The organism is Corynebacterium sp. MSK071 (assembly GCF_030232125.1).
Lineage (GTDB): Bacteria > Actinomycetota > Actinomycetes > Mycobacteriales > Mycobacteriaceae > Corynebacterium > Corynebacterium kefirresidentii.
Window position 1 is genome coordinate 1 of sequence record NZ_JASPJA010000015.1, and the last position, 13,820, is coordinate 13,820.

Annotated in this window: 17 protein-coding genes; 12 read left to right on the plus strand and 5 right to left on the minus strand. The window is 56.6% G+C overall.

What is annotated here, in order from left to right:
• Positions 1 to 301: 301 nt before the first annotated feature.
• Both QP990_RS10955 and QP990_RS10960 read left to right on the plus strand, forming a co-directional pair.
• Entirely contained in the window at positions 302 to 847 is a 546-nt protein-coding gene (locus QP990_RS10955; RefSeq protein WP_284799277.1) for a DUF3558 family protein, read from the plus strand.
• A 19-nt stretch (positions 848 to 866) separates the two neighbouring features.
• Positions 867 to 2,696 carry a hypothetical protein gene (locus QP990_RS10960; RefSeq protein WP_340439513.1) on the plus strand — a complete coding sequence of 610 codons (1,830 nt, stop codon included), beginning with the start codon at positions 867 to 869 and terminating at the stop codon, positions 2,694 to 2,696.
• Between the two features lie 41 nt (positions 2,697 to 2,737).
• On the opposite strand, the gene QP990_RS10965 is transcribed toward QP990_RS10960, so the two are convergent.
• The 3 genes from QP990_RS10965 to QP990_RS10975 form a co-directional block, all read right to left on the minus strand.
• Positions 2,738 to 3,016, minus strand: a complete 279-nt coding sequence (locus QP990_RS10965; RefSeq protein ID WP_023021899.1) for a hypothetical protein — start codon at positions 3,014 to 3,016, stop codon at positions 2,738 to 2,740.
• A 41-nt stretch (positions 3,017 to 3,057) separates the two neighbouring features.
• Positions 3,058 to 3,579: a transcription elongation factor GreA gene (gene greA, locus QP990_RS10970; RefSeq protein WP_200287834.1), complete on the minus strand. Its 522-nt coding sequence runs from the start codon at positions 3,577 to 3,579 to the stop codon at positions 3,058 to 3,060.
• Between the two features lie 120 nt (positions 3,580 to 3,699).
• On the minus strand, positions 3,700 to 4,170 hold the full coding sequence (locus QP990_RS10975) for a DUF4307 domain-containing protein (protein WP_023021897.1): 471 nt from the start codon (positions 4,168 to 4,170) through the stop codon (positions 3,700 to 3,702).
• A gap of 95 nt (positions 4,171 to 4,265) precedes the next feature.
• Between QP990_RS10975 and mca the strand changes: the two genes are divergently transcribed.
• The 3 genes from mca to QP990_RS10990 are packed head-to-tail and all read left to right on the plus strand — an operon-like array spanning position 4,266 to position 6,260.
• Positions 4,266 to 5,156 carry a mycothiol conjugate amidase Mca gene (gene mca, locus QP990_RS10980; protein ID WP_239205318.1) on the plus strand — a complete coding sequence of 297 codons (891 nt, stop codon included), beginning with the start codon at positions 4,266 to 4,268 and terminating at the stop codon, positions 5,154 to 5,156.
• Between the two features lie 3 nt (positions 5,157 to 5,159).
• Positions 5,160 to 5,471, plus strand: coding sequence for a hypothetical protein (locus tag QP990_RS10985; RefSeq protein WP_023021895.1), 312 nt, complete (start codon positions 5,160 to 5,162; stop codon positions 5,469 to 5,471).
• A 12-nt stretch (positions 5,472 to 5,483) separates the two neighbouring features.
• Positions 5,484 to 6,260 carry an isoprenyl transferase gene (locus QP990_RS10990; RefSeq protein ID WP_239205320.1) on the plus strand — a complete coding sequence of 259 codons (777 nt, stop codon included), beginning with the start codon at positions 5,484 to 5,486 and terminating at the stop codon, positions 6,258 to 6,260.
• 3 nt (positions 6,261 to 6,263) lie between these two features.
• Here QP990_RS10990 and coaA read toward each other — a convergent pair whose 3' ends face one another.
• Positions 6,264 to 7,190, minus strand: coding sequence for a type I pantothenate kinase (gene coaA / locus QP990_RS10995; protein WP_023021893.1), 927 nt, complete (start codon positions 7,188 to 7,190; stop codon positions 6,264 to 6,266).
• 117 nt (positions 7,191 to 7,307) lie between these two features.
• Between coaA and glyA the strand changes: the two genes are divergently transcribed.
• Positions 7,308 to 8,591, plus strand: coding sequence for a serine hydroxymethyltransferase (gene glyA, locus QP990_RS11000; protein WP_023021892.1), 1,284 nt, complete (start codon positions 7,308 to 7,310; stop codon positions 8,589 to 8,591).
• Here glyA and QP990_RS11005 read toward each other — a convergent pair.
• Positions 8,588 to 8,917 (minus strand): DUF5997 family protein, encoded by a 330-nt coding sequence (locus QP990_RS11005; protein ID WP_023021891.1) that lies wholly within the window; start codon positions 8,915 to 8,917, stop codon positions 8,588 to 8,590. The genes glyA and QP990_RS11005 overlap by 4 nt on opposite strands.
• 71 nt (positions 8,918 to 8,988) lie before the next feature.
• Between QP990_RS11005 and QP990_RS11010 the strand changes: the two genes are divergently transcribed.
• The 6 genes from QP990_RS11010 (at position 8,989) to QP990_RS11035 (ending at position 13,803) form a co-directional block, all read left to right on the plus strand.
• The gene (locus QP990_RS11010; RefSeq protein WP_023021890.1) at positions 8,989 to 9,663 is read left to right on the plus strand and encodes a LysR family transcriptional regulator substrate-binding protein; all 675 of its coding nucleotides are present in this window, start codon (positions 8,989 to 8,991) and stop codon (positions 9,661 to 9,663) included.
• Between the two features lie 144 nt (positions 9,664 to 9,807).
• The gene (locus QP990_RS11015) at positions 9,808 to 10,434 is read left to right on the plus strand and encodes an LGFP repeat-containing protein (RefSeq protein ID WP_284799237.1); all 627 of its coding nucleotides are present in this window, start codon (positions 9,808 to 9,810) and stop codon (positions 10,432 to 10,434) included.
• Positions 10,435 to 10,617: 183 nt separating this feature from the next.
• Positions 10,618 to 11,982 carry a PhoH family protein gene (locus QP990_RS11020; RefSeq protein WP_284799241.1) on the plus strand — a complete coding sequence of 455 codons (1,365 nt, stop codon included), beginning with the start codon at positions 10,618 to 10,620 and terminating at the stop codon, positions 11,980 to 11,982.
• 78 nt (positions 11,983 to 12,060) lie between these two features.
• Positions 12,061 to 12,630, plus strand: a complete 570-nt coding sequence (locus tag QP990_RS11025; protein ID WP_049361538.1) for a GNAT family N-acetyltransferase — start codon at positions 12,061 to 12,063, stop codon at positions 12,628 to 12,630.
• Between the two features lie 65 nt (positions 12,631 to 12,695).
• Entirely contained in the window at positions 12,696 to 12,833 is a 138-nt protein-coding gene (locus tag QP990_RS11030) for a hypothetical protein (protein WP_284799244.1), read from the plus strand.
• Between the two features lie 16 nt (positions 12,834 to 12,849).
• The gene (locus tag QP990_RS11035; RefSeq protein WP_284799245.1) at positions 12,850 to 13,803 is read left to right on the plus strand and encodes a hypothetical protein; all 954 of its coding nucleotides are present in this window, start codon (positions 12,850 to 12,852) and stop codon (positions 13,801 to 13,803) included.
• Positions 13,804 to 13,820: the final 17 nt, after the last annotated feature.

Below are 13,820 nucleotides of genomic sequence, written 5' to 3' on the forward strand. Positions count from 1 at the left end.
TCCTTAACATCCTTCGGAGTCCAACGCGTCACAACTACCTCCCGGTCGAAGTGGCGCATTCACCCCTTGACAGCACGGAGTTCTCTTCTTCACTATCTTGTTCCTCTCGTCAGAAAGTGAGTGCGCGAAGGATTGTTGTGAAGCGTCAGGTAACCGTAGCAACGTTGATGGTCAGTAGCTCCGTTGTGCTGGGTAGCTGCGTTGCGGACATCGGTACGAGGAGCGCGTCAGAGGAAACCACGAATGTGGACGAAACTGGCGGCATTAGTTCGGCCGACGGTGCAGGGGAACCAACGGGGACCTGGGGGATGACGCGGACAGCAATCGGGGGGAATCGGCACGCACCGACGGTGAGAAAAATGTGAAAGGCGCCGGCCAATCGGGGGAGGCCGGCGCCACGGGGTCGGGGGAATCTTCCGGCGTCCTACCGCCACTGGGGGAATTCGACCCGACTCAGCCAGGGTTCCAAGTGTTCGATCCATGTGTAGAGATTTCGGAAGCCAAATTGCAAGAGCTTGGGCTGGAACGCTATGAGGACCCGGATATTGCGGAGTCTGGTCATAAGGGGTGTAGCTACAAAGCAATTTCTGAGGAGACAGTTCTTTCCATCAGTTCTACTTACGAACCATTTGATGATTCGAAAGTAAATCCAAATTTGGTGGTAGAAACTACAGATAGCGAATTGTCTGGAGTTGTAATTCAGCGGGGAGAAATTTTCCCGGAGCTCGCGTGCAGTGCGACGCTATCTACTGTGCGAGGAGTGGTTACGGTTTCAGCGAATAGCTTTGGAAACACCGAAAGTAGCGCTTGCGAAAAAGCTGGAAAAGTGACGAAAGATTTAATTTAACTGAAATTCGGGGGAATAAATGAAAATTAATGTTGCTAATGTAAGCAGAAATATAAATCAAATTGAGCGGTTGAATCAAGGCATTGCTGGCAACACTATTGCTGCTGAAAGCCCTCTAACCGGCAGCTTTTCTTCGGTGACTGGAATCGATCATGTTGGTGCAATTCATGACCGAGTTTTGAGTTCGGATCCTGGATCTGCTCGGAATTCCATTTCCAGCTTTGTTAAACAGCTTGATTGGCTTTCTGATTCTTTGGGGAGGGAAGCACGTGGCTTTCAGGCGCAGGAGGACGCGAATAGCAGGGGAATGGAGATTGCGGATGCGGGTGGGGACATAGGCATTGAGTCTATGCCGATTATGAACCAGCCGGAGCCAGGGTACAGTCCCTTCGGGTTTTCTATGCCGGTGGTGAATGTGGGTACAGACATCGTGAAGCTTGCGACGGACCTGATGTCGACACAGATTTGGAATGTGTCGGAGGCAAATGCGCGGTGGAGCTCATTGGCGTCGGAAGTCGACGATATTGTCAGCGGGTTAGAAGAAGCAGCCGGGTCTTTGGAAAGCGAGAATGATAGCGAGGCTACGTCGAGGGCTGCGGCGAAGATTCGGGAGGTGGCGGCGTCGGGAAGCCATTTTGTGGCAAATGCAAAGGTCATGGGGGAGAAGCTAACCGGATTCCATGCCAAGCTCATGGGGATGCAGCCGGCGGCGATGGCTATGGCTATGGAAGTGATGGCAATCCCAGAACCGGTGGAGCGTGAAATTGCGGAAAAGGCCGCATTGGCCATGCTGCAACCAGACCTGCAGCGGTTCGCCATAGAGGCCATGCCTTACCAGCATGCATTGATGGAGCAATCGCCGGCGTCGGGAGGCGGAGGCGTCGATGCGGGACTCGTCGGAGTAGAAGGTGATGGTCAGCGCTACACTACCGAAGCAGTGGTGTGGCCGAAAAAGATTGCGGAGGCGATTGCGCGAGGCGATTTGGGCCCCGGAAACTTTGACGTTGTCAATGGAAACGTGAACGGGTTGGATGCTGTGGGGATGAGCCCGCAGGAAATCAGCGATTTTCACCAGCAGATGCATACTAGTGGCAGAAATGCGCTGGAAGGGCTGGGGCTGGGAGAACAAGTAACCATTGGGGGTAACGAAGTTTCCACCCAAGGGGCATCGATGCCGGGGGCTGTCGCAGCGAATGGGGTGATGGGGCAGGTTCCTAGTGGCACAGCACATCCCGTTGGTGCTGGAGTGAGTACGGGGGCGCTCAACGGTAGCGGCCCGGTTGCGCCACCAGCTAATGCGCATTCCGCGAGCGGGAGTATGGCACCGATGATGGTATCCGGAAGGCCTGCAGATGCCGGTCGCGGTGCTCTTGGTAAGCAACAGCCACTGCGTGGTGGGTTCGGAGCCGGCCCGGGAATCTTAAGCAGTAGCGCCGATATAAGGCATGCCGGAAGAGGTGCGCAACTGGGCCAAAGCCTTGGACGCGGAACTGGCGCGGCAATTCCCTACGCTGGAGTTGGTTCGCGCGCAGGTCTTGGCGCCAGTACAGGAACCGTAGGAGGACCCGGTATGCGTGCCGGTGCGGGCGGCAGCCTTGGTATTGGAACCGGAAGCGGCGAAAACAGCGCGGCAACGCGCGGGGGCAATGCCGGTCGTTCTACTGGCGGGGCGCGGGCTTATGGCCCGATGATGGGGATGCGCGGTAAGGATAGTGAGAAAAAGCGCGTAAAGTCCGTGACTACGCAGGTCGAAAGGGACCCCAATAAACGCGACCTATTAGGCGAGCCGCCCGCTGTAGTGCCCGGCGTAATCGGGGACTGGGTGCGGGAAGTAAACGTGGAAAAATAACATGAAAAAGGGCCGAGGAAACCCTCGGCCCTTCCGTCTTTTTACTGCTGCGGCAGCTCGGTGGCGGTACCATTCAGGTGCGGCTGTGCTGGCTCCTCAGGGACACCGGACTCAACTACAGGCTGCTGCTCTTGAACAACGGACTCAGGTGCGGAAGAGCTGGTGTCAGCGTCCTTTTGCATTGGGGCCTCACCAGTGAAGGTAGAAGCATTTTCTACCTTGGAATCAGAGTCCTGCTGGTTGGGTGGGTGGCAAGCAGCGAGGGAGAGGCCGGCGGTGAAGACGAGACCAGCGGCAGCGTAACGGGAGAACTTCTTCATGGGGATATGCTCTTTCTCCAAAGTGGTAATTGGCTTAAAGTTTAGGACTCGCGCGGAGTAGCGGCCTTAGCAGAATCATACGGCGCAGCGGATTCGATGGTGACGGAAATGGTCTTGCCATTCGGAGCGGTGTACTCGCGGGTCTCACCTTCCTGCGCGCCGAGGATGGCAGCGCCCAGTGGCGACTGCTCCGAATAGGTTTCCAAATCCTTGTTGTCAGAAGCAGCGGCGCGGGTACCGATGAGGAAGGTCTCCTTATCGTCCTTGTTGCCGTTGTAGTAAACGTGAACTACGGAACCAGTGTGGGCTACACCCTCCTGAACAGCACCGCGCTCGGTGGTGGCATTCGCGAGGACCTCAGAGATCTGCTTGATGCGGGCCTCTTCCTGGTCCTGCATTTCACGAGCAGCATCGTAACCGGCGTTCTCCTTGAGGTCGCCTTCCTCACGGCGCTCGTTGATCTCAGCCGCGACTACTGGGCGATGATCGATAAGCTCCTGCAGCTCGGCCTCGAGCTTCGCCTTGGTTTCTGGGGTGATGTACTGCTTTTGCTGCTCAGCCATTCTGCAACCTTCCGTAGATAGGAATTGTGGTCAAAGCCCCTAGTTGTCCCTGGGGCCATAAGTAAAAGTGGAACTAGGCAAATGCCCAGTTCTAGGCGCTACAAATCCTAGCACACGCGGCTAGCGGCTTTCCGCGTAGTCAGGGTTATCCATATCCAAGTATTCGGGGATATTGCCAGAGCAACCATAAGCGCCGCCAGCGACGGCGCGGGCGTTGGTCGGGACGTCAACAGCGATACGCTGGGTTTCATTTCCGCCAGCGGGAACAGGAAACTCGCGTCGGCCTACTTCGGACTTGGAATAATCAAAGGCTTGGACAATGCAATAAGCCTCTTCATCGGTGTGGTTACGGGTGACGTCGACCCAGACGCGGGTGGTGTCATCGCTCAAAACCTCTTGGGTCACGATGGAAACCTGCGCGTTCACGCGCTCCTTTTGTTGAAAGTACCGGAAGCCAAAGAAGATGAGCGCGATAAAAATGGCGATAAAGATCAGCACCAGCGCCTTATTAGTCCAGCTACCTGAGTTCTTTTCAGAAGGCCCCCGAGAGCCATAGCGGGCGGCTGAGCGAGATTTTCCGGCGGAAGTCATGCTTCCCACTCTAGCCGAGGACCACTGTTTTCCAATTATCTACTAGGATAATCATCTGTTCAAAGAACCTAGATTTATAAGGGGATGGATTTTCAGTGAGCGATTTTCGCCTACTAGCTATCCACGCGCACCCGGACGATGAGTCTTCCAAGGGGGCTGCAACCACCGCGCGCTATGCCGCAGAAGGCAACGAGGTTTTGGTGCTGACCTGTACCGGCGGCGAGCGCGGCGATGTGATTAACCCCGCCATGGACCGCCCTGGGATCAAGGAACATATGGGCGAGGTTCGTCGGGAAGAAATGGCTAAAGCTGCGCGTGCGCTAGGCGTGCACCATCGCTGGCTGGGCTACGTCGACTCCGGTTTGCCGGATCCGGTTGAAGGCAAGTCTATGGAAGAGCTGCTACCGGAGGGCTGCTTTGCGTTGCAGGGAGACGACACCGTTGCGCAGGAATTTGTCCAGGTGATCCGCGAGTTTCGCCCACACGTCATCATCACCTATGACGAAAATGGCGGGTATCCGCACCCAGATCATTTGATGGTGCATCGGGCCTCGATGATTGCGTGGGAAAAGGCCGGCGATGCCGAGTATCACCCAGAGTTGGGTGAGGCGTGGACGCCGCTAAAGCTGTACTACTCGCATGGCTTCGTCTATCAGCGCATGAAGATATTCCATGATTTGCTCTTGGAGGAGGGCAAAACTAGCCCCTATGGGCCGATGCTGGCGCGCTGGGACACCGCGTTTGGAGATATCATGGCGCGTGTAACGACCCAGGTGGAATGCGCAGACTATTTCAGCAATCGCGAGGAGGCTCTGCGTGCGCATGCCACGCAGATTGATCCGGCTGGTGCTTTCTTGGCGACGTCGGTGGAGGTACAGCAACGCCTGTGGCCCACCGAGGAGTTTGAGCTGGCGAAAACCCGCGTTTCTACCTCCTTGCCAGAAAACAACCTTTTTGCAGGCATCGAAGAAAAAGAGGAGGCTTAAGACATGAGCGTGTATGGCTCTTTCGTTCTAGCCGCAAATGATGCATTTGTACTTGCTCAAGGCACCCAGGGCGCCGAAGGCGGTCCAATGGGTCCTGAATTTGGCAAAGCTTCGCCCATCGGCTTGCTGATCTTGGCCCTAATGGGAGTTGCAGTGTTAATCGCGGGATGGAATTTTCACCGCCGTTACTCACGCTTCCGCCGCCGCATGATGTTTGCGGAAGACCACGGTATCGATCCATTTGATGAGGAAGCCGTGGATGAGGCGATGAAAGAAGCTGGCATTTACGATAACCGCAAAAAGTCCATTTTCTAGGCGGATAGACTAATGAGCGTGAGTTCTCTCAAACAGCTGGCTTACCCGGCTTATGAAGCGCGTCTGGCGCGCCTTATTAAAGGCAAGCCGCAGCCCAAACACATTGCCATCATGGCCGATGGCAATCGCCGGTGGGCGCGCGAGGCTGGTTTTACCGATATCAGCCACGGTCACCGCCAAGGCGCGAAGAAAATTGGAGAGATGATCTCATGGTGCAGCGATACCGATATCGAAGTAGTCACCATCTATTTGCTGTCCACGGAGAATCTAAAGCGCAGCGAACAAGAAGTAGAGCTGCTATTTGACATCATCTCGGATGTGGTTATGCACCTATCCCACAGCGATGTCGGTTGCCAAGTCCGCCTTGTCGGCCACCTTGATCTGCTCCCGGATGATATTCGCCAGCGCATGGTGGCGGCGGCAGCGGAAACTAAGGACAATACCGGAGTCATCGTCAATGTGGCAGTGGGATATGGCGGACGCCAAGAAATCGTAGACGCAGTGCAGAACTTGGTGCGCGCGGAAGCCGAGAAAGGAACCTCTGCTGCGGAGATGGCGGATCGCGTCACCGCAGAATCTATTGGTGAGCACCTGTACACTAAGGGGCTTCCGGACCCAGACCTGGTTATCCGTACCTCTGGTGAACAACGACTTTCGGGCTTTCTCCTATGGCAGGCCGCGTACTCGGAGATCTGGTTTACAGATACCTACTGGCCGGCATTCCGCAAGGTGGATTTTCTCCGTGCCCTGCGGGACTATTCCCAACGTTCGCGCCGCTTTGGTAAATAAGCGCTAGAGCTTGCGCATCCGCACTTGTTCCACCAAGTGATGCGAGCCCTTTTTGAGTACGAGGGAGGCTCGTATGCGGGTGGGCAGGATATTTTCTACGAGGTTGGGCAGGTTGATGGACTGCCAAATTTCACGGGCTTGGGCGCGCGCTTCCTCATCGTCCATATCTGCAAAGGCAGAGAAGTGGGCATTAGGTTCGCGGAAAGCGGTGTGGCGCAGGGTGAGGAAGCGATTAATATACCACTGCTCGATATCATCGGTGCGGGCATCAACGTAGACTGAAAAGTCAAAGAGATCCGCCACGGTGAGCGTAGGGCTTGTTTGCAACACATTGAGACCCTCTAGGATCAGGATGTCAGGTTGATGGACTTCCTGGTATTTTCCGTCCACGATGTCATAGCTGATATGCGAATACAGTGGAGCCTTGACCAGTGGCTTTCCTGATTTTACGTCGGTGACAAAGCGGAGCAATGCGCGCCGGTCATAGGATTCCGGAAATCCCTTGCGCTGCATGAGACCGCGTTCTTTTAAGGTCTTGGTGGGGAAGAGGAAGCCGTCGGTAGTAACGAGCGCGACCTCGGGGTGAGAATCCCAACGCTGCAGAAGCACCTGTAGAAGACGGGCAGTGGTGGATTTTCCTACCGCCACCGAACCTGCCACGCCGATGACAAACGGAACGTGCGTTGGAGGATTTCCTAAGAAGGATTCAGTAGCTGAGGTGAGCTGCTGGCGCGCTGTGACCTGCATGTGGATAAGGCGGGAGAGAGGGAGGTAGACATCAGCCACCTCATCTAGGTCAATGCGGTCTCCTAGGCCGCGAAGTTTTTCAACCTCGGTCTCCGTGAGCACCTGGGGCATGGATTTACGCAAACCACGCCAGGTCTCGCGGTCAAAATCTAGGTAGGGACTCGAATCCAATGTGCGCGCCATGGCTCTATTGTCGCACTTGCCTAATCCATGGGTAAAAGTATGCCCCCTTCGGGTGCTGGGCACGATAAGATATGCAGCAGCCCATACCGCTTGATATTGAGAAGGGGACCACACTTTATGGCTTCTTTTACCTCTGACCTCCGCGACCTTGACCCGGACGTATTCGGCGCTATCCAGGGAGAGATTTCCCGCCAGCGCGAAACTCTGGAAATGATCGCTTCTGAGAACTTTGTGCCTCGCGCCGTGCTCCAGGCGCAGGGCTCCGTGCTCACCAATAAGTACGCTGAAGGCTACCCAGGCCGCCGCTACTACGGAGGCTGCGAGCATGTCGACGTCGTGGAGGACCTGGCTCGTAACCGCGCGAAGGAGCTTTTTGGCGCGGAATTCGCCAATGTTCAGCCACACTCCGGTGCGCAGGCGAACGCTGCGGTGCTGTCCACCATTGCTGAGCCAGGAGACAAGATTTTGGGCTTGTCCCTCGCTCACGGCGGTCACCTGACTCACGGCATGAAGTTGAACTTCTCCGGCAAGCTTTATGATGTTGCCGCCTACGAGGTGGACCCAGAGACCATGCGCGTGGACATGGATAAGCTGCGGGAGCAAGCGCTGAAAGAGAAGCCAAAGGTTATTATTGGTGGCTGGTCTGCTTACCCGCGCACCATGGATTTTGCGGCCTTCCGTGAAATTGCTGATGAGGTCGGCGCTTACCTATGGGTAGATATGGCTCACTTCGCTGGCCTCGTGGCCGCCGGCCTGCACCCGAGCCCGGTGCCGCACGCTGATATCGTGTCCACCACCGTGCACAAAACCCTGGGTGGCCCACGCTCCGGCATGATTTTGGCCAAGCAGGAGTATGCCAAGAAGATCAATTCCAACGTCTTCCCAGGGCAGCAGGGCGGACCGCTGATGCACGTAGTCGCTGCGAAGGCCATTGCCATGAAGATTGCCGCGACCGAGGAGTTTAAGGAGCGCCAAGAGCGCACCTTGGAGGGTGCTCGCATTCTGGCGGAGCGCCTTACCGCGGAGGATGCTAAGGCGGCTGGCGTGGACGTGCTCACCGGCGGCACCGACGTGCACTTGGTCTTGGCTGACCTGCGAAATTCCGAGTTGGATGGCCAGCAGGCAGAGGATCTGCTGCATGAAGTAGGCATCACTGTTAACCGCAATGCCGTCCCGAATGACCCTCGTCCGCCGATGGTCACGTCTGGCCTGCGCATTGGTACCTCTGCGCTGGCAACCCGCGGTTTGGATGCTGAGGCCTTTACCGAGGTCGCAGATATCATCGGCACCGCCTTGGTACAGGGCAAGAACGCCGATGTGGAGGCCCTCCGCGCACGCGTGGACAAGATTGCCCAGCACTACCCGCTGTATGAGGGCCTCGAGGACTGGAAGCTGGTCTAGTCTTTTACCTCATGTCCACGGGCCTGCGCCATGGTGGCGCGGGCCTGCTGGAGCCATTCTGGTTGCTCTTGGAGGAGCTGATTGATTTCCGCTGTGGTTAGCGGCTTATCCATATCGTTTTTCTTGAGCGCGGTAACAGAGATGCCTAGCTTATGAGCGACTTCCGGGCGGGGGTGAGGACCCTCGCGACGCAAGGTTTGCAGCCACTCGGGCGGGTTATGCTGCAATTCGCGCAGCTCTTCGTGGCTAATGGCACTATTTTGAAACTCGTCCGGCGCAGCGGGCAGGTAGATGCCAAGCTTCTTCGCTGCGGTCTGGGCACGCATGGCGGTGCCGGATGGTTGCTTATGTTCTTCAGTCACGTAATTACCGTAGCACTTTCAGTAGACTGTCCTCTATGCTGCGCTTAGCTTTTGCCACCGGTACGGAGCCTGGAAAGTGGTTCCGCCGATTCGAAGAAAATACTGCTCATGGTGGTTTATACACCGTTGATGCAGACGATGCGCTAGCTCCGCTGCTAGGTGGAGAGGTGGATGTGGCCCTCGCGCGTCTGCCGGATGCCCGCGTGGATGACTCCTTTCATGTGGTGCGCCTTTATAAAGAGGCTCCAGGAATTGCGGTTCCGAAGGACTCGGTCTATGCCGAAGTAGGCGAGGAACTCACGCTTGCCGACGTCGCAGATGAACACCTCAACTACCGCCTCGCCGATTCCGGGCTCGTTGATGTCCCCGCGGTCCGCGATGCCCTCCAAGTGGTGGCAGCCAATGTGGGAATCGCGATTGCACCGCGCCCCCTGCTCAAGGTGCTCAGCAAGAAACAGGTGGTGCCACTCGGGCTAAAGGATGAGTCCGTGCCGGTGACGGAGATTGCCCTGGTATGGCGCAAGGAGGATGACGGAGAGGCAATTCAGGACTTCGTGGGCGTCGCCAAGGGCCGCACCGCACGGTCCTCACGGCAGGAGAAACCGAAGCGAAGCGCCAGGGAAAAGGCGAGGGCTAAGCAAGCGCGAAGAAACGTTAACAATTCGTTACAAAATAAAAAGAAGGCTTTTAAGCAGCGCAAACGGAGGTAGTACTTTAGTATTTGCTGTCTGCTTCCTGTCCGTGTGGGTGGCGCCCGCTGGGTGGTGTCATTACGGTGGGTTTCGTTCGTCATGAAGGGCGATTTAATAAAAATTAGAATTAACTTACTTTCTTGATGAAAGGATGATGCAGAAATGCAGAAGATGACTCGTCGTATCGTAGGTGGCTTTGCTGCCGCAACCCTGTCCGTTGCTCTCGTAGCTTGCTCCGATGCTGAGGATGCAGCTAACGACGCTAAGGACACCGCCGGTTCCGTAGCAGCTGATGCTTCCGACGCTGCTGGCTCCGCCGTTGATGAAGCTACCTCCGAAAAGGATAAGGACGCGGAATCCTCCGAGTCTGAGGATGCGGATGGTTCCGAGTCTGAGGATGCTGATTCCAAGGACGGCGACACCAAGACCGTCTCCACCGCCAATGGCGACCAGGAGGTTCCGGCAGCTCTGGCGTCTGCCATCGAGGAGAAGAAGGCTGAGTGGGGCGACGTACAGAGCGTAGAGTCCTCCGATAAGGGTTCTTTGGCAACCTTCGATGGCGGCAACCTGCTGGCTATGGCTAAGGATGACGATGAGGCTCAGCCAATCGTCGGCAAGATCGCTGAAACCTGGAAGGAGCAGGGCGGTCTGGACGCAGAGGTAGGCCTGCCTAAGGCTGCCGAGGAGAAGGCTACTGAGGGCAAGGGCTGGACCCAGCAGTTCGACAATGGCGTTATCTCCTGGCTCCAGGATGAGAGCGGCAAGTTCACCTCTTCCGTAGAGAAGTAAAAAGCTCTTTTTGAGGTAATCCCTTCGCAGCATCTGCTGCGGAGGGATTTTTCGTTTTCTTAAAGTTCATCTTGCACCCATGTAATTTCAACCTTCGGTGCCTACGTTGGGTGGCAACCCCGGATTTTGGGGCTATACGGAAGAAGTTTGATCTACCGCATTTCAAGGGAGAACCCTGCCACCATGACTCGTCCCTCTGTACTTTCTACTCCGCTTGCCACAACCGATAACACCGTCGCTACCAAGACTTATGTAGTGGATACCTCGGTCTTGCTTTCTGACCCTTGGGCTCTGCGCAAATTCGCAGAGCACGATGTGGTCCTTCCCGTTGTGGTTATTTCTGAACTGGAAGGAAAACGTCATCACCCAGAGCTTGGCTGGTTCGCCCGCCAAGCTCTTCGCTTTTTGGAGGAACTGCGCGCTACCTATGAGGCGCTAGACCAGCCTGTCCCCGTGAACGTAGATGGCGGCACCCTGCGCGTGGAATTGAACCATCAAGACCAATCCTTGTTGCCCTCTGCCTTCCGTGGCCCAGAGGGGGACCACCGTATCTTGGCCTGCGCCCTCAACCTTGCACACGAAGGTAAAAATACCGTGCTAGTCACCAAGGACGTGCCACTGCGCGTGAAAGCCGGCGCAGTGGGTGTACAGGCGGATGAGTACCACGCCCAGGATGTGGTTCTGACCGGCTATACCGGAATGGCAACCGTGCAAACCAGCTCGGATGTCATCGACGCCCTCTACCGTGATGGGGAAGTCATGCTAGACGGCATTCACACTGAAAAGGGCACTGCCGTGGAGGAGCTACCAGTCCATTGCGGACTTACCCTAGTAGCGGGAGCGCAGTCCGCGCTGGGGCGCATCACCGCGGAAGGTGTGGTGGAGCTCGTGCGCGGCGATAGCAATGCCTTCGGCCTGCAAGGACGCTCCGCGGAGCAGCGCATAGCTTTGGACTTGCTGATGGATCCAAATATCGGAATCGTCTCCATTGGCGGACGCGCCGGCACTGGTAAATCGGCACTCGCCCTGTGCGCCGGATTGGAAGCTGTACTCGAGCGCGGCGAACACCGCCGTATCGTAGTCTTCCGCCCGATGTATGCGGTAGGTGGGCAGTCGTTGGGATACCTTCCGGGCACCGAATCGGACAAGATGAACCCATGGGCGCAGGCAGTCTATGACACCTTGGAAGGCTTGGTGTCTGAAAACGTCATGGAAGAAATCCATGAGCGCGGCCTGATTGAGGTCTTGCCCTTGACGCATATTCGCGGCCGCTCCCTGCATGATGCCTTCGTTATTGTGGACGAGGCACAGTCCTTGGAGCGCAATGTTTTGCTCACCGTGCTTTCTCGGCTAGGCAAGGGCTCACGGGTGGTGCTCACCCATGACGTAGCGCAGCGCGACAACCTGCGCGTGGGCCGCCACGATGGCGTCCAGGCAGTGATTGAAAAGCTCAAGGGGCACGAGCTATTTGCGCATATTACGCTCCAGCGCTCTGAGCGTTCCGCCATTGCGGAGCTCGTCACCGACCTGCTGGAAGGTGGCGATTAGGCCAGACATGTTCGCGTATGGCGATCGTGATGTGTACAGCGTGGCGAAGCTGGGCATTGCCCAGTAATAATGTTGCATATGAGCGATAACGCCAAGCAGACGTCTTCGGACGAAAAGAAGAAAGATTTCCGCATCCGCCCCTTTACCGCGGCGGACTATCCCCAGATGCGAGAGATCTATGAACAGGGACTCAATACTGGGCACGCCACCTACGAGACCCGTTCCCTGACCTTTGAAGAATTCAAAGCCGGCAAAATCATGCCCTCGGTGCATGTGGCTGTTGAAGCCGATGATGATTCGAAGGTCTTGGGATGGGTGTCTGCGGCGCCGGTATCTACCCGCACCGTCTTCCACGGAGTAGTGGAGGATTCTATTTACTTGGGCTCCGAGGCGCAGGGCCGCGGCATCGGCGGCGCGCTTTTGGATCGCTTGATTGAGGTATGTAAGGACCTGCACAAGTGGGCTATCCACTCGTGGATCTTCCCTGAAAACGCCGGTTCTGCGGGGCTGCATAAGTCCCGTGGATTCGTGAAGGTGGGCACTTACTCTCACATGGCGAAGATGACCTACGGCGAGCTTGCGGGCCAGTGGCGAGATACCGATGTGTACGAGCTGCTTTTGCCCAAGCCGGAGGAAAAGAAGCGTTAGCTTTTCCCAGCGCACAGGAATAAAGTTAAGAGAGTATTCGTACGCTATCTCTCTAAGGCTTTTAAATGTCTGTGCGTACTCGTGCCCTTGCTTTGTCCACCGTTGCGGCTATGACGGCAGGGGCGCTTTCTGTTCCTACAGCGGGAGCCGTGTCCTATCCCTCCGCAGGCTCGGTGCCTGTTGCCCAGTTGGACATCGGTTGATGGTGGTGTGGCCTATGTGTTTGCCACTCCTGAGCTACAGTCCCATATCGAGACGGTGACCCGCCAGTTGCATGAGTTGCGCGCCAAGGCCTGGGATGCCAATCTTCCGTTTGCTGGTGCTAGGCTTCGCGACGTCGCACCGGACCGCACCGCATATATCAACGGCATATCCTGGAGCAGGGGATTGAAACACTCCGCGATGCAGCGCGCTGCGGAGGAAAACTACGATTTTGATCATCGCCGTGGAGACAGGGAGGAGCCGTGGACGGTAAAGTCCGGCGCCTTTTTCGCAGAAAACCTCACCACTTCACCGATGGAACGCGCCATTGCTAACTGGTCTACTGATGGCGGTTCTGGCAGCGAGTGGAATCAGCTCATTCGCTCTAACGGTTCCTATTCTGACGGTGCGGGGTATATTTACAGCTTGCTTAACCCAGCCAACCACTATTTTGCCCAGGCACAGGTTGGCAGCACGACGGCCGGCCATTATTCCGAGCACGCGGTGTCGGGCGCCCCAGAGCGCCTCGAAGGACGGCACGCATTTCCCATTGTGGTACCGGAAGCCGCTCTGGCAAGCGCGGCTATACGTTTTAGCGGCGGTACCCATGTGGGCGATTCCGGCAGCATTGGCGTAAGCATTGCGGGATGGGACGGTGCCCGGTTAGGGGTGCCGGGGTCATCGCTAACCTCGTCCGATCCGGAGGTTCTTGCGGTGCATTCTGACGGCACATATGAGGCTTTGCAGGAAGGCACGGCCGAGGTGCGTATTACTCCATACCTGCTGCGCAACGGGGAAACTCGCCCGGCTGGAGAAGCACTGAACCAGACGGTAGCGGTCACCAAAAAGCCAGCGATAAGCGGCAGTGGTGGAGGATCGAGCGCCGGCGCGGCTATCGGCATCATTGCCGCCATCGTTGCCATTTTGGGAATTGGGTCCCAAGTTCTGCGGCAGATGGGTTTCTGGCAATAAAAAACACCCCGCCGAGA

What these genes read in the sequence shown, in the direction of transcription:
- QP990_RS11005 (WP_023021891.1), bottom strand. Translation starts at nt 8,917, where the DNA reads ATGCGTGCCCAGACCGCAGCGAAGAAGCTTGGCATCTACCTGCCCGCT.
- QP990_RS10975 (WP_023021897.1), bottom strand. Translation starts at nt 4,170, where the DNA reads ATGACTTCCGCCGGAAAATCTCGCTCAGCCGCCCGCTATGGCTCTCGG.
- QP990_RS11025 (WP_049361538.1), top strand. Translation starts at nt 12,061, where the DNA reads ATGAGCGATAACGCCAAGCAGACGTCTTCGGACGAAAAGAAGAAAGAT.
- QP990_RS10960 (WP_340439513.1), top strand. Translation starts at nt 867, where the DNA reads ATGAAAATTAATGTTGCTAATGTAAGCAGAAATATAAATCAAATTGAG.
- coaA (WP_023021893.1), bottom strand. Translation starts at nt 7,190, where the DNA reads ATGGCGCGCACATTGGATTCGAGTCCCTACCTAGATTTTGACCGCGAG.
- QP990_RS11020 (WP_284799241.1), top strand. Translation starts at nt 10,618, where the DNA reads ATGACTCGTCCCTCTGTACTTTCTACTCCGCTTGCCACAACCGATAAC.
- QP990_RS10990 (WP_239205320.1), top strand. Translation starts at nt 5,484, where the DNA reads ATGAGCGTGAGTTCTCTCAAACAGCTGGCTTACCCGGCTTATGAAGCG.
- QP990_RS10985 (WP_023021895.1), top strand. Translation starts at nt 5,160, where the DNA reads ATGAGCGTGTATGGCTCTTTCGTTCTAGCCGCAAATGATGCATTTGTA.
- greA (WP_200287834.1), bottom strand. Translation starts at nt 3,579, where the DNA reads ATGGCTGAGCAGCAAAAGCAGTACATCACCCCAGAAACCAAGGCGAAG.
- QP990_RS11015 (WP_284799237.1), top strand. Translation starts at nt 9,808, where the DNA reads ATGCAGAAGATGACTCGTCGTATCGTAGGTGGCTTTGCTGCCGCAACC.
- glyA (WP_023021892.1), top strand. Translation starts at nt 7,308, where the DNA reads ATGGCTTCTTTTACCTCTGACCTCCGCGACCTTGACCCGGACGTATTC.
- QP990_RS10965 (WP_023021899.1), bottom strand. Translation starts at nt 3,016, where the DNA reads ATGAAGAAGTTCTCCCGTTACGCTGCCGCTGGTCTCGTCTTCACCGCC.
- QP990_RS11010 (WP_023021890.1), top strand. Translation starts at nt 8,989, where the DNA reads ATGCTGCGCTTAGCTTTTGCCACCGGTACGGAGCCTGGAAAGTGGTTC.
- QP990_RS11030 (WP_284799244.1), top strand. Translation starts at nt 12,696, where the DNA reads ATGTCTGTGCGTACTCGTGCCCTTGCTTTGTCCACCGTTGCGGCTATG.